Genomic DNA, 19,324 nt, shown 5'->3' with positions numbered 1-19,324 from the left:
CCCCAGCATTGCCCCTGGCAGAGTGATAGGGGGGCTGGGGCCGGATTTCCAGCGGGTGCGTTCGGCGCCGCCTCAGGCGCCGAGCGCGAAGGACCCCGGCATCGCCTGATCCGGCTCGGGGTCGCGCAGGACATAGCCCCGGCCCCAGACCGTTTCGATATAGGTTTCGCCGCCCGTGGCCTGGGCAAGCTTCTTGCGCAACTTGCAGATGAAGACGTCGATGATCTTCAGCTCGGGCTCGTCCATGCCGCCGTAGAGATGGTTCAGGAACATCTCCTTGGTCAGGGTCGTCCCCTTCCGAAGCGACAGAAGCTCGAGCATCTGATATTCCTTGCCGGTCAGATGCACCGGCTTGCTCTCGACCTCGACCGTTTTCGCATCGAGGTTGACCTCGATCTTGCCGGTGCGAATCACCGACTGCGAATGGCCCTTGGACCGGCGGATGATGGCGTGGATGCGCGCCACCAGTTCCTCGCGGTGGAACGGCTTGGTCATGTAGTCATCAGCACCGAAGCCGAAGCCCTTGATCTTGTTCTCGGTATCGGCGGCACCGGACAGGATCAGGATCGGCGTGTCGATGCGTGCCAGACGCAGCTGACGCAGGACCTCATGCCCGTTCATGTCGGGCAGGTTGAGGTCAAGGAGAATCAAATCGTAGTCATAGAGCTTTGCAAGGTCTATGCCCTCTTCCCCAAGGTCTGTGGTATAGACGTTGAGGTTGGCATGGGTCAGCATAAGCTCGATGCTCTTCGCTGTGGTCGGATCGTCTTCCACCAACAGAACGCGCATGGCTAGGTCTCCGCTAAGTACCGTCGAACTTTGTCGCACCCTGACGAACAATGGTTAATTGCACGTTACCTTAACATTTACCCTAGCATTTACAATTTGAGGTTGTCTAGAAGCAATTCGACTCGACCGTCCTCAAAGCTCTGTCCGGCGGGTGGATTTGAGCGACGTGACCTTGAGCCCGGCGATCCCGAACTCGCGTACGGCCTTCTTCCAGCTGGAAAATTCCTCGGCGGACAGGGTGTAGCGATCAAGCGCCTCCTCCTCGGAGATCAGGCCCGCGGCGACCGCCTTGACCACGGCCGCCTTGCGGCTGGCCACCCAGCGTCGGGTGTCGACCGGGGGAAGGTCGGCGCGGCTCATGGTGGTGCCATCAGGCAAGGAGACGGTACGGGGCCCGTCGATACGTTTCAGGAACATGGCTACTTATCCCTTGCAAATCCGGCGCGAGGGTGGCGTTTTCCTGCTTAAAGGTGGGTGAAGGCGGGTCTTGAGAGTATCTCGCATTTTCCTATATTGCCCGAGACTTGTTCCCTGGAGTTCCCACGATGCCACGCGACGGCGCCCCGCGCGCTCTGAACTCGCTGGGCTTTGCAAAGCCCGTTTCCGAAACCCGCGTGCTGGTCGCGATGTCCGGCGGCGTGGACAGTTCGGTTGTGGCCGCGATGCTGGCCGAGGAAGGCTATGACGTGGTGGGAATCACCTTGCAGCTTTACGACCATGGCGCGGCCCTGGCCAAGAAGGGGGCCTGCTGCGCGGGACGCGACATCCACGATGCCCGCCGGGTGGCCGAAAGCGTGGGCTTTCCGCACTATGTGCTCGATTATGAAAACGTCTTCCGCGATGCGGTGATCGAGGAATTCGCCGACAGCTATCTGGCGGGCGCGACCCCGGTGCCCTGCATCCGCTGCAACGAGCGGGTCAAGTTTCGCGACCTGCTGGCGACGGCCAAGGATCTGGACGCCGACTGCATGGCGACCGGTCATTACATCCAGCGCAAGCTGGGGCCGAACGGGGCCGAGTTGCATTGCGCGGCCGATCCGGCGCGCGACCAGTCCTATTTCCTGTTCTCGACCACGCCCGACCAGCTTGACTATCTGCGATTCCCGCTGGGGCACCTGCCCAACAAGGACGCGACCCGGGCGCTGGCCGCGAAATACGGGCTGCCGGTCGCGGACAAGCCCGACAGCCAGGACATCTGCTTCGTGCCCGAGGGCAACTATGCCTCGGTAATCGAAAAGCTGCGCCCGGGAGCCGCCGAACCGGGCGAGATCGTCCATGCCGATGGCCGGGTGCTGGGCACCCACAAGGGCGTGATCCATTACACCATCGGCCAGCGACGCGGGCTGGGGATCGGCGGACTCGACGAGCCGCTTTATGTCGTGCGGCTCGATGTCGATGCGCGGCAGGTCGTGGTCGGCCCAAAGGAAATGCTGTCGACCCGCATCGTTCCGGCCCGCGAAATCAACTGGCTGGGCGATGCCCCCCTGACCTCGCGGCCCGAATGGGAGGTTTCGGTCAAGGTGCGCTCGACCCGGCCGCCGCGCGCGGCGATCCTGCGACCGCTGTCCGAGACCGAGGCCGAGGTCGAGCTGCTGACCCCCGAAGAGGGTGTGAGCCCCGGGCAAGCCTGCGTGCTTTATGAAACCGGGGGCAGCCGGGTTCTGGGCGGCGGCTGGATCTGGCGCGGCGCGAATCGGGGTTGAGCCCCCCGCGCCCGCCCTGCATCCTGAGCGCGAAGCGGATCGAACGGAGACCCAGCGGATGCGCCCTGCCCTTGTCATTGCCCTTGCCGGGCTTGTCCTCGCCGCGCCGCTTTGGGCCGACGAAACCCGCCAAGACCGGCTGGAGGCGGCCCATGACTATGTCCAGCGCGCCGTGGCCGACATGGATCTCGAGGAAATCGTGCGCTCGATGTGGCGCCCGGCGGTGTCCAGCATCGAGGCTGGCGGCACCCGCCTGACCCCGTCGCAACTGTCGCGGATCGAGGCGCTTTACGCCGAGATCTATACCGACCGGCTGCGCGCGCTGATGCTGTCGCAAGACGAGCTGATGGCCGATCTGATGACGCTGGACGAAATCGAGGCGCTGCGCGACTTCTACGCCACGCCCGAGGGCCGGTCGGTCATGCAGAAGCTGCCCAAGGTGCTGAACGCGCAGCAGCCGCAGATCATCGAGCTGGTGCAAAGCACGATGCCCGAGGTGCTGACGCGGATGCAGGGAATCGTCGAGGCGCCCTGAGCCGGGTCAGCCCCGCCGCGCCGTCGCCAGACCGTCCAGCACCGCGCGCGCGGCACGCCGCCCCGGCGCCTCGCCGCCTTGGCCGAGCCGCTCCATCGTGACGCGCATCGCCTCGATCTGGGGCGCGCGGTAGGCCGGGTCCTCCAGCAGCAGGCACAGCGCCGCGGCAATCGGGCCGGGCTGGCAGGCCTCGCCCAGAAATTCGGGAACCGCGCGGGTTTCGCTGACGATATTGACCAGCGTCACGGTATCGAGCCGCACCATCCGCCAGATGATCTGCCGGCTCAGCCAGTTCATGTCATAGGCGATGACCATGGGCGTTTCCGACGCGGCCAGTTCCAGCGACACGGTACCCGAGGCGGCCAGCGCCAGATCGGCCGCGGCGAAGGCGGCGCGCTTGGCGGCAGCCGCGGCAGTGCCATCGGCGCGCGGGTCGATCAGCACCGGCGCGCCGGGCCAGGCGGCGGTCAGGCCCGCGACCCTCTCGGCCACGCCCGCCGTCGTCGGCACCACGACGCGCAGCCCCGGATGCTGGGACGCGACCGTCTGCAGGGCCGTGCCGAAGACCGGCGCCAGACGGTCGACCTCGCCCGCGCGCGACCCCGGCAGCACGAGGCAGAGCGCCGCGTCGGCCGCGATGCCGTGCCGGTCGCGGAAGGCGCGGGCCTCCTGGTCCGAGGCGCGCGGCTGGGCCACCACCGGATGCCCGACGAAATCGCAACGCATCCCGGCGGCTTCCATATAGGGCGGCTCGAACGGGAACAGCGCCAGCACCTGATCGACCGCCTCGGCCATCCGCGCCGCCCGCCCCGGCCGCCAGGCCCAGACCGTCGGCGCCACGTAATGGACCGTGCGCACATGGCTTTGCGCCTTGACCCGGCGCGCCACCCGCAGGCAGAAATCCGGGCTGTCGATGGTCACCAGCGCATCGGGCGACAGCCGCACGACCTCGGCCGCGCATTCCTTGATCCGCCGCATCAGTGCCGCATAGCGCGGCAGCACCTCGGCGATGCCCATCACCGACAGCTCGTCCATCGGAAAGAGGCTTTCCAGCCCCTCGGCCTGCATCAGCGGCCCGCCCACCCCGTGGATTTCGAGTCCCGGATCAAGCTCTTTCAGCCCGGCGATCAGCGCCGCCCCGAGCGCATCGCCCGAAGGCTCGCCCGCGATGAAGAAAAGCCGCGTCACGGCTCCCGGACCCAGAGGAAGACCCCCAGCGCCTCGGCCCGCGCCACGGTTTCGGGACGATCCAGAACCATCACGCCGCCCGCCTCCAGCACGATCCCGGCCAGCCCCGCGCGATGGGCGGCCTCGATCGTCGCGGGCCCGATGGCGGGCAGATCGACCCGGCGGTCCTGCCGGGGCTTCGGCGCCTTGTAGACGACGCCCCGCGCGCCCTTGGGGTCGGGACGGCAGCCCGCCGCCGCCTCGGCGACGAAGGCCAGCATCGCATCGGTTCCGGGCAGCGTCTCGACCGCGAGGCACAGCCCCTGCGCCACCACCGCGCCCTGCCCGACATCGACCGCGCCGAGCCCCTCGACGATGGCGGCGGCGCGGGCCGCATCCTTCTCGTCGGCTTTCGAGGGCGCGACCCCGGTCAGAACGCCCGGCGCGGGCAGCAGATCGGGCGCGACCGCATCGGCGCCGACGACGGCAAACCCGTCCTCCTCGAACAGCGCGATCACCGCGCGCAAGAGACCGTCATCGCCCTGCGCCAGATAGGGCAGGATGCGCGGCAGAAGCTGGGCGGTGCGCGGGTCGATCCGCTCGGGGTCGAGCCGGGGCCGCCGGATCGTTCCGGCCAGCACCACCCGGGTCACGCCGCGACCGTGCAGCAGATCGAACAGCACCGCCAGACGTTCCAGCGCGAAGGTCTCGACCGGCCAGCGGTCGGCCTCGTCCATCGCGAAGCCCTCGATCTGGGCGATCAGGAAGGGCATTCCCGCAGCCTCCATGGCGCGGGCAAGATGCGCGGGCAGCGCGCCGCCCCCGGCGATCAGGGCCGTGGTTCCGGGAACGGGTGCGGTCTTGGAAGGAGTTTCGGGGGTCGTCTCGGGCATGGGCACGCTCATCGCTCCGGTCTGGGCCTTTCCAGGCGCGTCGTCAGGGTTTCGGCGTCAGGAAGGACCGGTCGGTATCGGCCAGCACGAATTCGACCATCTGGCGCACATAGCCGCTGTCGGCGGTCTCGGCCAGGTGGCGCGCGCGTTCATGGAAGGTGCCCTCGCCCTCGGCAAGATGCTGGAAGGCCGCCCGAAGCGCCGCGATGTCCTCGCGCGCGACGCCGCGGCGCTTGAGCCCGACAAGGTTCAGCCCGTCCAGCACACCGCGCGGCCCCTGCACCAGCCCAAAGGGGATCACGTCATTGGTGACCATGGTCAGCGCGCCGATGATCGCACCCTGCCCGATCCGCACCCATTGATGGATACCCGCAAGCCCGCCGATGACGACATTGTCGCCGATGATGCAATGCCCGGCAAAGGCCGCGTGATTGGCCACGATCACGCCATTGCCGACCTGCACGTCATGTCCGACATGGCTGCCGGTCATGAACAGGCAATCGTCGCCGACCCGGGTGATGCCGCCGCCGCCCTCGGTGCCGGTGTTCATGGTCACCGCCTCGCGGATGCGGTTGCGCTTGCCCACGATCAGCCGGGTTTCCTCGCCACGGTATTTCAGGTCCTGCGGGATGTCGCCGATATTGGCGAAGGGAAAGATCACCGTCCCCTCGCCGATCTCGGTCAGCCCGGTCACCACCGCGTGGCTTTTGACCACCACATCCGGCCCAAGCCGGACCTTCGGCCCGATCACCGAGAACGGGCCGACCGTGGCCCCGGGGCCGATCTCGGCACCGTCCTCGACAAGGGCCGAGGGGTGGATCGTGGCGCTGGGGTCGATCGCCATGGGGGCTTACTCCGGGTTGATGTCCATCATCGCGGTGAATTCGGCTTCGGCCGCGATCTCGTCGCCGACCTTGGCGACACCTTCGAATTTCCAGATCTTGACCTTCTTCGACCCGCCGCGCTTGACCGTCACATGCAGCTCGAGCCTGTCGCCGGGGACGACCATCCGGCGGAACTTGCACTTGTCCATCGCCATGAAATAGACGAGCAGGTCATCTTCGGACAGGTCCACCGACTTGCCGACAAGAACTCCGCCGGTCTGGCCCATGGCTTCGACGATCAGAACCCCGGGCATGATCGGCTTCGACGGGAAATGTCCCTGGAAATGCGGCTCGTTGATCGAGACGTTCTTGATCCCGACGGCGCTCTGGCCCGGGACGATGTCCGTCACCCGGTCGATCATCAGAAACGGATAGCGGTGCGGCAAAATCTTCTGGATTTCGTCGATATCGGCCTCAAGGACCTGACTGTCGGACATCGAGCCTGTCTCCTTGCACATTGCGAATATGCTTTCTTCACGCGGTACGGAGCGCAGTATCAACTCGTCCGATCCGAGACAAGCGACGCCTAGTCGCCGCGTCCGGCCGGTTCGTCCGGCGAGGCGGACCCCGGCGACGGAGGCTCGGACGGCGCGGCCGCCCCCGGCGACGCGGGCCCGGGCGGGGTGGCGGGGGCATCTTCGGCGGCGTCAGGCGCTTCCGATTGTGCGCCATCGGGGCCGATCACGACCCGCTCGTCCAGAAGCGCGATGGCGTCCGTGGTGATGTCGACCTGACCGGCCGACAGGATCACCGCCTCGCGGGCCAGAACCGCGACGGCCCCCCGCTCGCGCACGATCTCGGCGAGAACCGGCAGCGCCTTGCGGAAGAAGTCCTGGCGTTCCTCCTCGCGGCGCTGGGTCAGCTCGCGCGCCTTGCGCTCCTGCGCGGCGCGGATCGTTTCGACCTTGGTGTCGAAGGCCTCGGCCAGCGGCCGGAACTGGTCGGGCGGCACGGTGGCGCGCTGTTCGGTCAGCGCGCGTTCCTCGGCCACAAGCTCGCTTTCGATCCGCCGGTTCTCGGCGGCCAGGGCGGCGGCTTCGGCCTCAAGCGCCTGCTCGACGGCCTGCCCCGCCTTGCTGTCCTGGAACAGACGGTCCTGATCGAGCGTCAGGATCGGGCTGAGAAAGACCGGACGCCCGTCCTGCGCCAGCGCCGGACCGGCAAGGCCAAGCGCCACCGCGGCGGCCAGCGCCCATCCGCGACCCGCCCGGCGCATCGGCTCAGAACCTCGTCGAGATCGTGAAGTCGAAGTTCTGTTCTTCGTCGTAGTCCTCTTTCATGACCGCCTTCGAGAAGTTGAAGCGCAGCGGGCCGAGCGGGGTCTTCCAGAAGAGCGACACCCCCACCGCGGACCGCAGGTGGAAGTCGTCATCGACGGGACCCGAGGAGGTGCTGGTATTGTCCAGCCCCCAGACCGTGCCGAAATCGGCAAAGAGGCCGCCGGTGATGCCATATTCCGCGGGCAGGCCCAGCGGGAATTCCGCCTCGAACCGGGCGACGGCATACATGTTGCCGCCCAACGCCTCGTCGCCTTCGCGGGGCCCAAGACCGTTGCCGTCGAAACCGCGCATCTTGCCGTTCAGGAAGTAGCGTTCGGTCACCCGGCTTTCGGAATCGCCCAGCATGGTCAGCGCCCCGCCCTCAAGCTCGGCGCGCAGCGTGACCTCTTCGTTCCAGACCATGCGCTGGACGCCCGCCAGAGCCGTGGTCTCGATGAATTCCAGATCGCCGCCAAGCCCGGCATAGTCCTGGTTGAACTTCAGCACGATCCCCGAATTGGGGTCGAGCCCGGTGCGGCGGGTGTCGTAGGTGAAGCCGTAGCCGACCTTCGAGAAGGTCTGGCCGGGATCGTCGGCCTCGCGGGCCAGCACCTCGGAATCGCCCTCATAATTCTTGAAGGTGTTTTCGCCGATCGCGTAGCGCAGCTCGAACCGCCCGTTTTCCGAGATCGGGAATTCCAGCGAGGGCGAGATCTCGATCTTCTGGGTCTCGTATTCGCTGTCGTATTTGCCGGTATCGGTCTGGGCATAGGTGGCCCCGAAGCGGAAGCGCACGTCGCGTCCCAGGAAAGCCGGCTCGATGAAGACAAACCGCGAGGTCGCGTTGTCGGTGCCGGTGTCGATCCGGGCGCTCAGGTACTGGCCGCGGCCGAGGAAGTTGTTTTCGCTGAACGAAAGCGCGGCGCCCGCCCCGTCGGTCTGCGAATAGCTCAGGCCGAAGGACAGCGTCCCGGTCGGCTGTTCCTCGACATTGACGTCGATGATCATCTGGTCGGGGCTGGTGCCCTCGCGCGCCGAGACATCGGCGGTCGAGAAAAAGCCGAGCGCGCGGATGCGGTCGGCGGTCTGCCGGATCTCGCGCGGGTTGAAGGGGTCGCCCTCGACGGTGTTGAACTGCCGCCGCACCACGCGGTCGAGCGTGGTGGCGTTGCCCTCGATGTCGATGCGCTCGACGAAAAGCCGCGGACCGCGCTCGACCACAAAGTCGACATCCAGCGTCAGGTCGCGATCGTTGCGGGTGACACGCGGGGTGATGCGGATGAAGTTCAGCCCCTTCTGCACCGCCAGCCGTTCCATCCGGGCGACCGTCGTCTCGATGGCCGAGGGCGTGTAGGTATCGCCTTCCTTGACCCGGGCGGCCGCCTGGAACTCGTCGGGATCGACCTCGGTCAGGTCCGACGAGGTGGTGATCTTGCCGAAATTGAACTTCTGCCCCTCGCGGATATTGAAGGTCAGCAGATAGGCGTCGCGGTTGCGGGTCAGTTCGGGCGTGACCGACAACACCTGGAAATCGACATAGCCGCGCGAGGTATAGAAGTCCTTCAGCACCTGCTTGTCGAACTCGATCCGGTCGGCGACGAAGGTATCCGAACGGATCAGACGGCGCAGCAGGCCCGCCTGCTTGGTCCCCAGCGCCCGGCGCAGGCGGCCTTCGGAATAGGCGCGGTTGCCGACAAACGAAATCCGCTCGATCTCGACCACGGCGCCTTCGGCGATCTCGAAGACCAGATCGACGCGGTTGTCGGAGCGTTCGATGATGCGGGGCGTAACGGTGGCGGCAATGCGGCCGGACTGTTCATAGGCGGCGGCGATGGCCGAGGCGTCGGCTTCGGCGGTGGACGGCGAATAGACCCGCCGCGACTGGGTCTGGACGATCTTCTGCAGATCCTCGTCCTTGATCCGGGCATTGCCCTCGAAGCTGATGCGGTTGACGGTCGGATATTCGGTGACCTTGATGACCAGCGTCCCGCCCTGCGGCACCAGTTCGACGGATTCGAAAAGGCCGCTGTCGACAACGGCCTGATAGGCATCGTTCAGACGCGCCGCCGAGATCGTTTCGCCCCGCGAGATGTTGGCATAGCTCGCCACGGTCGAGGCATCGACCCGCTCGTTACCTTCGACGCGCACATTGGAAAAGCTGTAGCTTTGCGCCATGGCCAGCTGCGGCACCCCCGCGCCAAGCCCCACGGCGACCGCGACGGCCGATAAGGTGAGGTTGCGCGCCCCCGGCCGGGTGCCGAGAAATCCCTGCGAAGATTTGGTCATGTGCCCGTCCCAAGGTGACGTTTTCTTTCCGCCTTGCTAGCTTGCGGGCCGGGCTTTGTCAAAAGGCCGAGGACAGGAAAATGGCCGATCGTTGCCGCGCTTCCTCACAGGATCTTGTCGGGGAAAGGCCGCCGGTCCGGCCAGAGCCGGGCGCAGCCCCGGCGCCGCAGACGGCCAGGGCCCCGGAGGCCGCATCCCCCGTCGCCGAAGAGCGCCCCCTGCGGGCAGGCTGACAGCGTTGCGGGGCACGCGGCCCGGACCGCCCCCGAAGACGGTTCAGAGCGGGGCGAAACTGGCCAGATAGCTGCCCGCGATCAGTGCCAGCGCGATCCCGGCGGGAAAGATCACCCGGTCCCAGTTCAGATCGAACAGCAGCACCAGCGTGCCGTGCCCCTCGCCCATTCCGTTCAGACCCGTTGCCTGTGTCATATCCGTCCTGCCTTTGCATTCGACCGTTGGGCCGGAGGCTAGACGGGGAATGGGGCATCAATTTGGCGGCGGGGCACCGCTCGCGCGCCCCGGGCACGGCCCCGCGGCGGGCGCAGGCGGCTCCCTGCCGGGCTCAGGGGCAGAAGATGTCGTTCGTAAGCGCGAAGACCATCAACCCGATCAGCAGGGCGAAACCGGCGGCCATCAGCACCCTCAGCGCCTTGTCGCTGGGCGGGCGCCCCACCACGGCCTCATAGGCGTAGAAGACCAGATGCCCGCCATCGAGCACCGGGATCGGAAAGAGGTTCAGAAGCCCGACCGCGGTCGAGAGCATGGCGATGAACCAGACGAAGCTTTCCAGCCCCTGGCTGGCGGCCGCGCCCGAGGATTCGGCGATACCGAGCGGCCCCGACAGGTTGCAGGAACTGATCTTGCCCGCGATCATGTGATACAGGCCCGACAGGCTCGATGTCACGATGAAGCCCAGCTGGTCCGCGCCGTAGGACACGGCCTCCAGCGGCCCGGCCATCCGGGTCGCGGGCTCGAAGGCCAGCCCGCCGGTCATGCCGATCAGCCAGCGCGTCTCGAACCCGCCCTCGGGATCGGGCATGTCCATCCGCTTGGGCGTCAGCGAAAAGCTCAAGGTCTCGCCGTCGCGCCAGACGGTCAGGGCGATGGGCGCGCCTTCCGAGGCGGTCACCACGTCCTGCAACTGGCGGAAGGCGCGGATCGGCTGGCCGTCGATGGCGGTGATCACGTCGCCTTCCTTCAGCCCGACCTCCATCGCCGCCGATTTCGGCTGGATCGCCGAGACCACCGGCGGGAAGGGATAGGGCCCGGCGACCTCCTGCTCGACCCCGTCGCGGCGCACCAGATAGGCGGTTTCGCCGTCGACCGGCAGAGCCGCCACGGCATCGTAGAAGGCGGTGTAATCGGGCGTCGCGCGGCCATCGAGCGCGAGGATCGTGTCGCCCTCGCGCAGCGCCGATTGCGCCGCGGGCAAGGGCTGCAGCTTGCCGACGGTCGGCGGCTCGATCGCGACCCCGCTGACCACCGCCAGCATCGCGAAGACCGCAATCGACAGCACGAAGTTGAAAACCGGCCCCGCCGCCACCGTCAAAACCCGCGCCCAGAGCGGCGCGCCGTGCATAGTGTGGCGCCTTTCGTCCGCTTCCATTCCGGCGATGGCGGCGGCGTCCTTGCCGCTGGCACCGTCGGAATCGCCCAGGAACCGCACATAGCCGCCTAGCGGCAGCGCCGCGATCTGCCAGCGCGTGCCGCGCCGGTCGACCCGAGAGACCAGCACCGGCCCGAAGCCGAGCGAGAACACCTCGGCCCGGATCCCGGTCCAGCGGCCGACGATGTAATGCCCGTATTCATGGACGGTGACGATGACCGACAGCGCCACCACAAAGGCAACGACGGTGAAGGCGGCATTCCCGAAAGAGGGAATCAGCGAAGCAATATCCAAGACGTCCAGCCTATTTCTGTTCAGTGCTGCAGGGACCGGACGATCCGCGCGGCCTCTTCCCGTGCGAGATGGTCCACATGCAGCACTTTCTCAAGGCTGAGGTCCGATTTCATAAGCCCGGCATCGGCCGAAAGCCGGTCGAGCACGGCCGCAACCACGTCGGACATTTGCGTGAATCCGATCTCGCGCGCCAGAAACGCATCAAGCGCGGCTTCCTTGCCCGCGTTGAAGGCCGCCCCGGCATAGCCGCCCGCCTCCATCACCTCGCGGGCGATCCTGAGCGCGGGCCAGCGCGTCTCGCAGGCCGGGCGGAAGGTCATCTGGCCGATCTTCGCGAGGTCCAGCCGCTCGACCGGCAGCGCCGCGCGCTCGGGCCAGTTCAGCGCATAGCCGATGGCATGGCGCATGTCATGCGGGCCGACATGGGCCATGATCGCGCCGTCGCGATAGCCCACCATGGCGTGGATCAGGGATTCCGGATGGACCAGAGCCTCGATCTTGGAAGGCGCGATCCCGAAATATTCCTTGGTCTCGATCAGCTCCATGCCCTTGTTGAACATCGAGGCGGAATCGATGGTGATGCGCTGGCCCATCGCCCAGTTCGGATGCGACGAAGCCTGTTCGGGCGTCGCCCTGGCCAGATCCTCGATCGGCCAGTCGCGGAAGGCGCCGCCCGAGGCGGTGATGATCACCCGCTCGACCGCCGCCATATCCTCGCCCACCAGCGCCTGAAAGACAGCCGAATGTTCGCTGTCGACCGGCAAGACCCGCGCGCCGTGTTTCGCGGCGGCGCCCAGCAGCAGCGGCCCGGCGGCGACCAGGCTTTCCTTGTTCGCCAGCGCCAGCGTCGTGCCATGCTCCAGCGCCTTCAGCCCCGGCGCGAGCCCGGCAAAGCCCACGATGGCCGACATGATCCAGTCGGCGGGCCGGGCCGCGGCCTCGATCAGAGCGGCCTGCCCCGCCGCCGCCTCGACCCCCGATCCGGCCAGGGCGGCCCTCAGATCGTCCAGACAGTCGTCGAAGGCGGTCACGGCCAGGTCGGCCTTCAGCGCGATGGCCTGCTCGGCCAGACGCTTGACGTTTCGCCCGCCGCTCAGCGCCACCACGTCATAGCTGTCGGCCCCGCCCTGCCGGGTCAGAAGGTCGATGGTGTTCTCGCCGATAGACCCGGTCGCACCGAATACGGTGATCCGCCGTCGTTGCATGCCGTTCAGAACCTCACTTCAGGGACGTAGACGAGCTGAGCCACCAGAAGCATGAACAGGGAGGCGCCCAGCAGACCGTCGAACCTGTCGAACAATCCGCCATGGCCGGGCAAGAGCGACGAGCTGTCTTTCACGCCGACGCGGCGTTTTAGCGCGCTTTCGGCGGCATCGCCCATCTGGCTGGCGAAAGACAGAAGCATCGAGATCCAGGGCAGATCGGGCCCCGCATTGGTGAACGTGAGGAAGATCAGCCCGATCAGCATCGCGGCGAACCAGCCGCCCAGGATGCCGGACCAGGTCTTCTTGGGGCTGACCTTCGGCCAGAACTTGGGCCCGCCGATGAAGCGGCCCGCGAAGTACCCCGCCACATCGGTCGCGATCACCACGAGGATCAGCCACACGAGCCAGACGACACCGTGATCGGCGCGGAATGTCGCCAGCCCGTAGCCGGTGACCAGCATCGCCATGGCAAAGGCCAGATAAAGCCCTCGGTCGCGCGGCAGCTGCCAGGCGCCGATCACGCAGGGAATGGCCAGCAGCGGGAAGGCCGCATAGGGCGGCAGGAGCCAGGCAACGAAAACCGCCGCCCCCGAGACCAGCGCCATCTGGATCGGCAGCCGCCCGGCCGCGCCCGGCACCATCATCCGCGTCAGTTCCCAGACCATCGTGCCCGAGACCAGCGCGGCGAGCCCGGTAAACCAGACCCCGCCCAGCCAGACCGCCAGAATCCCGACGGCCGCCATTACCACTGCCGACCCCAGCCGGGGCAGCAGGTCTTCCCAGGACCCACCCGCAGACATCAGCTCAGAACCGCTCCATAGCGCCGCTCGCGCGCGCTGTAATTCCCGACGATCTCGGCGAAATGCGCCGCCGTGAAATCGGGCCAGAGCACGGGCGTGAATTCGTATTCCGCATAGGCCGACTGCCATAGCAGAAAGTTCGAGATCCGCGCCTCGCCGGAGGTGCGGATCACCAGATCGGGGTCGGGCAGCAGGCAGGTATCGAGGAAATGCGCCAGCGTTTCCGCATCCACGTCCTCGGGATCGAGCCGCCCGGCCGCCACCTCGCGCGCCAGCCGCTTGGTGGCGCGCGCCACCTCGTCGCGGCCGCCATAGTTGATGGCGACCGTCAGGTTCACCAGCTCGTTGCCGGCGGTGATCTCTTCCAGCGCGTGCATCATGCCGACAAGCTTGGGATCAAGCCGGTCGCGGTCGCCGATGAACCGCACCCGCACGCCCTTTTCCAGCAGCGCCGTGGCCTCTTTCTGGATGTAGCGGCGAAACAGCGTCATCAGCCCGGTCACCTCGACCTGGGTCCGGCGCCAGTTCTCGGTCGAGAAGGCGAAGATCGTCAGATAGCGGATGCCGAGATCGGGACAGGCCTCGACGATCTCGCGCACCCGCCGCGCCCCGGCCTGATGGCCGAAAAGCCGCGGCCGCCCGCGCATCTGCGCCCAGCGGCCGTTGCCGTCCATGATGACGGCGACATGGGCGGGTCCGCTCTGGTTGTTGTCCTTCGCGGCCACGCCGCCCCCTTTCCGATCCTGCGGGTCCGACCGGGGTCAGACCTGCATGATCTCTTGCTGCTTGGTCTCGAGCGCCTTGTCGACCTGGGCGATGTACTTGTCGGTCAGGGTCTGGATCTCGTCATGCCAGATCTTGTTGTCGTCCTCGCTCATGCCGGCGGCCTTGGCCTTCTTGAGCTGCTCCATGCCGTCGCGGCGCACGTTGCGCACGGCCACGCGGGCCTGTTCGGCATATTGGGCGGCGACCTTGGTCAGCTCGCGGCGGCGCTCTTCGTTCAGCTCGGGGATCGGCAGCATGATGATGGTGCCATTGGTCTGCGGGTTGATCCCGAGGCCCGATTCCATGATCGCCTTCTCGACCTTGTTCACCATCGCCTTGTCCCAGACATTGATGGTGACCATGCGCGGCTCGGGCACGTTGACGGTGCCCACCTGGTTGATCGGGGTCGGCGCGCCATAGGCCTCGACCATGACCGGGTCCAGCATGCTGGCCGAGGCGCGCCCCGTCCGGAGCGAGGAAAACTCGTGCTTGAGCGACGCCATCGCGCCGTCCATCCGGCGGGTCAGGTCGTCAAGGTCGATGTCCAGCTCGTCTTCCGCCATGGTCTTTCTTCCCGTTGCCTCGTGAAGTCGCGTGTTTTGGTTGCTATACCGCTATCCGTGCACGATTGTATAGGTGCCTTGCCCGGCAAGGATGCCGCGGAAGCCGCCCGGCTCGTCCAGACTGAAGACGATGATCGGCAGGTCGTTGTCGCGGGCGAGCGCAATCGCCGAGGCGTCCATCACCTTGAGATTCTTCACAAGACAGTCGTCATAGGTGATCTCGTCATAGCGCACGGCATCGTCATGCTTGACCGGGTCCTTGTCATAGACCCCGTCGACCTTGGTGCCCTTGAAGATCGCCTCGCAGGCCATTTCGTTGGCGCGCAGCGTGGCGGCGGTATCGGTCGTGAAATAGGGGTTCCCGGTGCCAGCCGCGAAGATGATGACGCGCTTCTTTTCCAGGTGCCGCACCGCGCGGCGGCGGATATAGGGCTCGGCCACCTCGTCCATGCGGATCGCGGTAATGACCCGGCAGAAGACGCCGAGACCCTCCAGCGCCGATTGCATCGCCAGCGCGTTCATCACGGTCGCCAGCATGCCCATATAGTCGGCGGTCGTGCGCTCCATCCCCTGGGCCGAGCCCTGCAGCCCGCGGAAGATGTTGCCGCCGCCGATCACCATGCAGATCTCGACGCCCAGATCGCGCACCGCCTTGACCTCGCGGGCGATCCGCTCGACCGTCGGCGGGTGCAGGCCGAAGCCCTGATCGCCCATCAGCGCTTCGCCCGAGATTTTCAGAAGCACGCGGTTATAGGCCGGCTTCGGTTGATCGGCGCTGCCGTCGCTCATATGGTCTGCCTCTGTTTTCAGGAATGTCAGTCGGGCGGCACCATGTCGGAAAAGCGGGACGGGTTCAACGCCCATCGGACCGGAACCGGGGCAGCGGGGCTGCCCGATCTGGACCCCGACAGGCCGGTTCTGATCGCGGGGCCGACCGCCAGCGGCAAGTCGGCGCTGGCGCTGGCCATCGCCGAGGCCCGGGGCGGCGTCATCGTCAATGCCGATGCGTTGCAGGTCTTCGAGGGCTGGCGGGTACTGACCGCCCGCCCCACGCCCGATGAAGAGGCCCGCGTGCCGCATGCGCTTTACGGCCATGTTCCCTTCGATGCCGACTATTCCGTCGGCCACTGGCTGCGCGACCTGGCGCCGCTGCTGGAGGGCCCCGACCGGCCCATCATCGTCGGCGGCACCGGGCTTTACTTCACCGCGCTGACCGAGGGTCTGGCCGAGATCCCGGCGACCCCGCCCGAGATCCGCGCCGAGGCCGACCGGCGTCTGGCCGCCGAAGGGGTCGAGGCGCTGCTGGCCGGGCTCGATCCCGCCACGCTCGACCGGATCGACCGGCGCAATCCGGCCCGCGTCCAGCGCGCCTGGGAGGTGCAGCGCGCCACCGGCCGCGGACTTGCCGCCTGGCAGGACGAAACCCCGCCCCCGCTGCTGCCGCTAAGTGCCGCGCAGCCTCTGGTGATCGAGGCCGGGCGCGACTGGCTGAACGCCCGGATCGACGCGCGCTTCGAGCGGATGATCGCGGAAGGCGCGCTGGACGAGGTGCGGGCCAACCTGCCCCGCTGGGATGCGGGCCTCCTGTCGGCCAAGGCCATCGGCGCGCCCGATCTGGTGGCGCATCTGCGGGGCGAGATGACGCTGGCCGAGGCGGTGGCGGCCGCCAAGATCGCCTCGCGCCAATATGCCAAGCGCCAGCGCACCTGGTTCCGGTCGCGGCTGGGGCACTGGCCGCGCTGGCCTGCGGGCTGAGCCGCAGATCGCGTCGAGGGCCGCGTCGCGCGGCAACCGCGCCACAGGGCGGCAGGCATCCCTTTTGCAACCGCAGCGACACTTTACCGAGGGTCCGAATCGCACCAGACTTGCCCCGTTCGAACCGCCGTGACCCGACGCTGCCCGGGATTTCCCTGAATGTCGCTTTTTGCCGAACTTCGCCTGATCCCGTTTTCGCGTCTGACCAATGGAAGCCGGTGGCGGGTGGAAGCGATGCGCAGCTATTCCGCCCCGCAGCTCTTGTGGATCACCAAGGGCCAGGGCCGGATCACCGTGGGGGGCGTGACGCGCGGCTATGGCGCGCATAACGCGGTCTTCATCCCGGCCCACACCATGCACGGCTTCGAGATGACCAGCCAGGTCTATGGTACCGCCATCGTCTTTTCCGGCATGCCCGACATGGAGCTGCCCGACGGGCCGCATCACCTGCGCATCCGCGACGGGGCGGTGCAGGCCGAACTGACGATCCTGGTCGAAAGCCTGCAGCGCGAGCTTGACGGCCGACGCCCCGAATCCAAGCGCGCGATCCGCCATCTGGCCGGGCTGGTCTCGGTCTGGCTCGACCGCCAGATCCTGCTCGAGGAAGACGGGCCCCGCCGCCCGGATTCGGCCCGCCGCCTGGCCTCGGGCTTTGCCGCGCTGGTCGAAAAGGACTTCCGCTCGGCCAAGTCGGTGTCGGATTACGCGGCCGAGCTGGGGGTCACGCCGACCCACCTGACCCGGGTCTGCAACCGCACCTGCGGGCGCACCGCCTCGGACCTGCTGGCCGAACGCAAGATCAGCGAGGCGCAGCGGCTCCTGGCCGATACACGCGCCCCGATCAAGGAAATCGCCTCGGCCCTGGGCTATGCCTCGCCCGCCTATTTCACCCGCGCCTTCCAGGCCCGTGCCGGTGCCTCGCCCACCACCTTCCGGAAGGGCCACTAGGCGAGGGCGGCGGCTCCGTCGGCCCATACGGCGACCGGGCCAAGGGTTGCATCGCGAAGGGATGTCGTCTTTCCTGCAAGAAGCGATCGCGACACACCCCGCCGGGACGGGCCCCGGCAGGACGCAGGAAAAGCCGGGACCGGCGCCGCACGACCGGCCTGACGCCACTGACAGGGAGATCCGAGCCATGACCACGCCTTCCAGCCGCGCCGACGCCCGGTCCGACCGGACCCACCCGGCCGCGCGGATGTATGCCCGCGAGCATCGGGCGGGTCTGATGGACCGGCGCGAGTTTCTGGGCCGGGCGACGGCTCTGGGCCTGACATCGGCCGCCGCCTATGCGCTGATCGGCCAGCCCGAACCCGCCCGTGCCCAGACCGTGCCCCAGCGGGGCGGCACGCTGAGGATCCAGATGGATTGCCGCGAACTGGCCGACCCGCGCACCTATGACTGGTCGGAAAAGGCCAATGAAACCCGTGGCATCATCGAATACCTGGTCGAACTCAAGCGCGACGGGACGCTGCGCCCGATGCTGCTGGAACGCTGGCAGGCCAATGAGGACGCGACCGAATACACCCTGCACGTCCGCCCCGGCGTGACCTGGAACACCGGCGAGCCCTTCACCGCGAAGGATGTTGCCGCGAACCTCGACGGCTGGTGCGACACCTCGGTCGAGGGCAATTCCATGCCCTCCCGGATGGCCGCGATGGTCGAGGATGGCAAGGCGGCCGAAGGCGCCATCGAGATCGTCGACGACCTGACCGTCCGGCTGCACCTCTTGCGGCCCGACGGCACACTGATGTTCGGCATGGCCGACTATCCGGCGGCGGTGATGCATCGCGACAAGATCGGCACCTCGGTCGCCGATCACGGCATCGGCACCGGCGCCTACATGTTCGAGGAGTTCAAGGTCGGCGAGCGCATCGTGCTGGTGCGCAATCCCGAGCACAGCTATTGGGGCGACGGCGCCTGGCTCGACCGGATCGAGTTTCTCGACTATGGCACCGATCCCTCGGCCTGGCTGGCCGGGGCCGATGCCGACGAGTTCGACGTGACCCACGAGACGGTGTCGGATTTCATCGACATCTTTTCCGCGCTCGGCTGGGTCGAAAGCTCGGTCGGTACGTCTTCGACCGTGGTGATCCGCCCCAACCAGGAGGCCGAGGTCGACGGCGTGCGCCCCTATGCCGACGTGCGCGTGCGCCGGGCGCTGGCGCTGGCCATCGACAATTCGGTGCCGCTGGAGCTGGGCATTTCGGGCCGCGGCCGGGAATCGCGCAACAACTTCCACGTCGCGCCGGACGTGCACCCCGACTATGCCGAGATCGAGGCGCATCGGCAGGACATCCCCGAGGCGCTCCGGCTGATGGAAGAGGCCGGGATGATGGACTTCGAGCACGAGCTGGTGTCGATCGACGACGACTATCGCAAGAACACCACCGACGCGGTGGCGGCCCAGCTGCGCGACGCGGGCTTCAAGGTGCGCCGGACGGTTCTGCCGGGGTCCACCTTCTGGAACGACTGGACCAAATACCCGTTCTCGTCGACCAACTGGGCGCATCGCGAAACCGGCATCCAGTTGCTGAACCTCGCCTATCGCTCGACCGCCGCCTGGAACGAATGCGGCTTTCGCAATGCCGAGTTCGACGCGCTCCTGGATCAGGCGACCGCCATTGCCGACGATACCGAGCGGCGCGCGGTGATGGCCAAGCTCGAACGGATCATGGTCGACGAGGGCGTCGCCATCATCCCCTATTTCCGCGCGCTGTACCGCCATGCCAAGCCGGGCGTGCTGAACATAGAGATGCATCCGAAATACGAAATCAACGTCCACCATCTGGGCTGGGCCTGATCCGGGCCGTGGGCCGGACA

The 19,324-nt window shown here is 67.3% G+C and carries 20 protein-coding genes; 5 read left to right on the top strand and 15 right to left on the bottom strand.

Features of this window, described 5'->3' with window-relative positions; translation table 11 throughout:
* Nucleotides 1–72 precede the first annotated feature (72 nt).
* Together ctrA and sciP are read right to left on the bottom strand one after the other, a co-directional pair.
* On the bottom strand, nucleotides 73–789 hold the full coding sequence (ctrA, locus tag BYZ73_RS03915) for a response regulator transcription factor CtrA (protein WP_108023042.1): 717 nt from the start codon (nucleotides 787–789) through the stop codon (nucleotides 73–75).
* 132 nt (nucleotides 790–921) lie between these two features.
* Nucleotides 922–1,206 carry a CtrA inhibitor SciP gene (gene sciP / locus BYZ73_RS03910; RefSeq protein ID WP_108023040.1) on the bottom strand — a complete coding sequence of 95 codons (285 nt, stop codon included), beginning with the start codon at nucleotides 1,204–1,206 and terminating at the stop codon, nucleotides 922–924.
* 128 nt (nucleotides 1,207–1,334) lie between these two features.
* Here sciP and mnmA point away from each other — a divergent pair, with 128 nt between their 5' ends.
* A complete protein-coding gene (gene mnmA, locus BYZ73_RS03905; protein ID WP_112314961.1) occupies nucleotides 1,335–2,492 on the top strand; it encodes a tRNA 2-thiouridine(34) synthase MnmA in 1,158 nt (385 codons plus the stop codon).
* Between the two features lie 58 nt (nucleotides 2,493–2,550).
* Entirely contained in the window at nucleotides 2,551–3,027 is a 477-nt protein-coding gene (locus BYZ73_RS03900; protein WP_158272270.1) for a DUF2059 domain-containing protein, read from the top strand.
* Nucleotides 3,028–3,033: 6 nt separating this feature from the next.
* Here the strand turns inward: BYZ73_RS03900 and lpxB are convergent, their stop codons facing one another.
* The 13 genes from lpxB to pyrH all read right to left on the bottom strand — a co-directional run bounded on the left by lpxB (nucleotide 3,034) and on the right by pyrH (nucleotide 15,538).
* Entirely contained in the window at nucleotides 3,034–4,215 is a 1,182-nt protein-coding gene (lpxB, locus tag BYZ73_RS03895; RefSeq protein WP_112314959.1) for a lipid-A-disaccharide synthase, read from the bottom strand.
* The gene (locus tag BYZ73_RS03890; protein ID WP_112314987.1) at nucleotides 4,212–5,087 is read right to left on the bottom strand and encodes an LpxI family protein; all 876 of its coding nucleotides are present in this window, start codon (nucleotides 5,085–5,087) and stop codon (nucleotides 4,212–4,214) included. Before BYZ73_RS03890 ends, lpxB begins: the two co-directional genes overlap by 4 nt.
* A 43-nt stretch (nucleotides 5,088–5,130) precedes the next feature.
* On the bottom strand, nucleotides 5,131–5,931 hold the full coding sequence (lpxA, locus tag BYZ73_RS03885; protein ID WP_112314958.1) for an acyl-ACP--UDP-N-acetylglucosamine O-acyltransferase: 801 nt from the start codon (nucleotides 5,929–5,931) through the stop codon (nucleotides 5,131–5,133).
* Between the two features lie 6 nt (nucleotides 5,932–5,937).
* Nucleotides 5,938–6,408 carry a 3-hydroxyacyl-ACP dehydratase FabZ gene (fabZ, locus tag BYZ73_RS03880; RefSeq protein WP_108023684.1) on the bottom strand — a complete coding sequence of 157 codons (471 nt, stop codon included), beginning with the start codon at nucleotides 6,406–6,408 and terminating at the stop codon, nucleotides 5,938–5,940.
* An 89-nt stretch (nucleotides 6,409–6,497) separates the two neighbouring features.
* Nucleotides 6,498–7,187, bottom strand: coding sequence for an OmpH/Skp family outer membrane protein (locus tag BYZ73_RS03875; RefSeq protein WP_112314957.1), 690 nt, complete (start codon nucleotides 7,185–7,187; stop codon nucleotides 6,498–6,500).
* Nucleotides 7,188–7,191: 4 nt separating this feature from the next.
* Complete coding sequence (gene bamA / locus BYZ73_RS03870; RefSeq protein WP_112314956.1) at nucleotides 7,192–9,516, bottom strand: outer membrane protein assembly factor BamA; 2,325 nt, start codon at nucleotides 9,514–9,516, stop codon at nucleotides 7,192–7,194.
* Between the two features lie 276 nt (nucleotides 9,517–9,792).
* Nucleotides 9,793–9,945 carry a hypothetical protein gene (locus tag BYZ73_RS22630; protein ID WP_181497955.1) on the bottom strand — a complete coding sequence of 51 codons (153 nt, stop codon included), beginning with the start codon at nucleotides 9,943–9,945 and terminating at the stop codon, nucleotides 9,793–9,795.
* A 133-nt stretch (nucleotides 9,946–10,078) separates the two neighbouring features.
* A complete protein-coding gene (gene rseP / locus BYZ73_RS03865) occupies nucleotides 10,079–11,416 on the bottom strand; it encodes an RIP metalloprotease RseP (RefSeq protein ID WP_112314955.1) in 1,338 nt (445 codons plus the stop codon).
* A 20-nt stretch (nucleotides 11,417–11,436) separates the two neighbouring features.
* Nucleotides 11,437–12,621 carry a 1-deoxy-D-xylulose-5-phosphate reductoisomerase gene (gene dxr / locus BYZ73_RS03860; RefSeq protein WP_112314954.1) on the bottom strand — a complete coding sequence of 395 codons (1,185 nt, stop codon included), beginning with the start codon at nucleotides 12,619–12,621 and terminating at the stop codon, nucleotides 11,437–11,439.
* 5 nt (nucleotides 12,622–12,626) lie between these two features.
* Nucleotides 12,627–13,421, bottom strand: coding sequence for a phosphatidate cytidylyltransferase (locus tag BYZ73_RS03855; protein WP_108023020.1), 795 nt, complete (start codon nucleotides 13,419–13,421; stop codon nucleotides 12,627–12,629).
* Nucleotides 13,421–14,146: a polyprenyl diphosphate synthase gene (gene uppS / locus BYZ73_RS03850; protein WP_425439997.1), complete on the bottom strand. Its 726-nt coding sequence runs from the start codon at nucleotides 14,144–14,146 to the stop codon at nucleotides 13,421–13,423. Before uppS ends, BYZ73_RS03855 begins: the two co-directional genes overlap by 1 nt.
* 36 nt (nucleotides 14,147–14,182) lie before the next feature.
* Nucleotides 14,183–14,749: a ribosome recycling factor gene (frr, locus tag BYZ73_RS03845; RefSeq protein WP_108023018.1), complete on the bottom strand. Its 567-nt coding sequence runs from the start codon at nucleotides 14,747–14,749 to the stop codon at nucleotides 14,183–14,185.
* A 51-nt stretch (nucleotides 14,750–14,800) separates the two neighbouring features.
* The gene (gene pyrH / locus BYZ73_RS03840; protein ID WP_075785846.1) at nucleotides 14,801–15,538 is read right to left on the bottom strand and encodes a UMP kinase; all 738 of its coding nucleotides are present in this window, start codon (nucleotides 15,536–15,538) and stop codon (nucleotides 14,801–14,803) included.
* Nucleotides 15,539–15,580: 42 nt separating this feature from the next.
* On the opposite strand from pyrH, the gene miaA reads away from it, so the two are divergent.
* The 3 genes from miaA to BYZ73_RS03825 all read left to right on the top strand — a co-directional run bounded on the left by miaA (nucleotide 15,581) and on the right by BYZ73_RS03825 (nucleotide 19,304).
* Nucleotides 15,581–16,504: a tRNA (adenosine(37)-N6)-dimethylallyltransferase MiaA gene (gene miaA, locus BYZ73_RS03835; RefSeq protein WP_112314953.1), complete on the top strand. Its 924-nt coding sequence runs from the start codon at nucleotides 15,581–15,583 to the stop codon at nucleotides 16,502–16,504.
* Between the two features lie 234 nt (nucleotides 16,505–16,738).
* Complete coding sequence (locus BYZ73_RS03830) at nucleotides 16,739–17,452, top strand: AraC family transcriptional regulator (protein WP_245943039.1); 714 nt, start codon at nucleotides 16,739–16,741, stop codon at nucleotides 17,450–17,452.
* Nucleotides 17,453–17,639: 187 nt separating this feature from the next.
* The gene (locus BYZ73_RS03825; RefSeq protein WP_112314952.1) at nucleotides 17,640–19,304 is read left to right on the top strand and encodes an ABC transporter substrate-binding protein; all 1,665 of its coding nucleotides are present in this window, start codon (nucleotides 17,640–17,642) and stop codon (nucleotides 19,302–19,304) included.
* Nucleotides 19,305–19,324: the final 20 nt, after the last annotated feature.

The sequence above is a fragment of the Rhodovulum viride genome, assembly GCF_003265965.1.
GTDB lineage: Bacteria > Pseudomonadota > Alphaproteobacteria > Rhodobacterales > Rhodobacteraceae > Rhodovulum > Rhodovulum kholense.
Note: the sequence above shows the minus strand (reverse complement) of the source record. Positions and strands in the feature narration are given on the sequence as shown.

What these genes read in the sequence shown, in the direction of transcription:
- dxr (WP_112314954.1), bottom strand. Translation starts at nt 12,621, where the DNA reads ATGCAACGACGGCGGATCACCGTATTCGGTGCGACCGGGTCTATCGGC.
- bamA (WP_112314956.1), bottom strand. Translation starts at nt 9,516, where the DNA reads ATGACCAAATCTTCGCAGGGATTTCTCGGCACCCGGCCGGGGGCGCGC.
- BYZ73_RS03825 (WP_112314952.1), top strand. Translation starts at nt 17,640, where the DNA reads ATGACCACGCCTTCCAGCCGCGCCGACGCCCGGTCCGACCGGACCCAC.
- mnmA (WP_112314961.1), top strand. Translation starts at nt 1,335, where the DNA reads ATGCCACGCGACGGCGCCCCGCGCGCTCTGAACTCGCTGGGCTTTGCA.
- BYZ73_RS03855 (WP_108023020.1), bottom strand. Translation starts at nt 13,421, where the DNA reads ATGTCTGCGGGTGGGTCCTGGGAAGACCTGCTGCCCCGGCTGGGGTCG.
- BYZ73_RS22630 (WP_181497955.1), bottom strand. Translation starts at nt 9,945, where the DNA reads ATGACACAGGCAACGGGTCTGAACGGAATGGGCGAGGGGCACGGCACG.
- frr (WP_108023018.1), bottom strand. Translation starts at nt 14,749, where the DNA reads ATGGCGGAAGACGAGCTGGACATCGACCTTGACGACCTGACCCGCCGG.
- BYZ73_RS03890 (WP_112314987.1), bottom strand. Translation starts at nt 5,087, where the DNA reads ATGCCCGAGACGACCCCCGAAACTCCTTCCAAGACCGCACCCGTTCCC.
- sciP (WP_108023040.1), bottom strand. Translation starts at nt 1,206, where the DNA reads ATGTTCCTGAAACGTATCGACGGGCCCCGTACCGTCTCCTTGCCTGAT.
- pyrH (WP_075785846.1), bottom strand. Translation starts at nt 15,538, where the DNA reads ATGAGCGACGGCAGCGCCGATCAACCGAAGCCGGCCTATAACCGCGTG.
- BYZ73_RS03875 (WP_112314957.1), bottom strand. Translation starts at nt 7,187, where the DNA reads ATGCGCCGGGCGGGTCGCGGATGGGCGCTGGCCGCCGCGGTGGCGCTT.
- fabZ (WP_108023684.1), bottom strand. Translation starts at nt 6,408, where the DNA reads ATGTCCGACAGTCAGGTCCTTGAGGCCGATATCGACGAAATCCAGAAG.
- miaA (WP_112314953.1), top strand. Translation starts at nt 15,581, where the DNA reads ATGTCGGAAAAGCGGGACGGGTTCAACGCCCATCGGACCGGAACCGGG.
- BYZ73_RS03830 (WP_245943039.1), top strand. Translation starts at nt 16,739, where the DNA reads ATGCGCAGCTATTCCGCCCCGCAGCTCTTGTGGATCACCAAGGGCCAG.
- ctrA (WP_108023042.1), bottom strand. Translation starts at nt 789, where the DNA reads ATGCGCGTTCTGTTGGTGGAAGACGATCCGACCACAGCGAAGAGCATC.
- lpxA (WP_112314958.1), bottom strand. Translation starts at nt 5,931, where the DNA reads ATGGCGATCGACCCCAGCGCCACGATCCACCCCTCGGCCCTTGTCGAG.
- BYZ73_RS03900 (WP_158272270.1), top strand. Translation starts at nt 2,551, where the DNA reads ATGCGCCCTGCCCTTGTCATTGCCCTTGCCGGGCTTGTCCTCGCCGCG.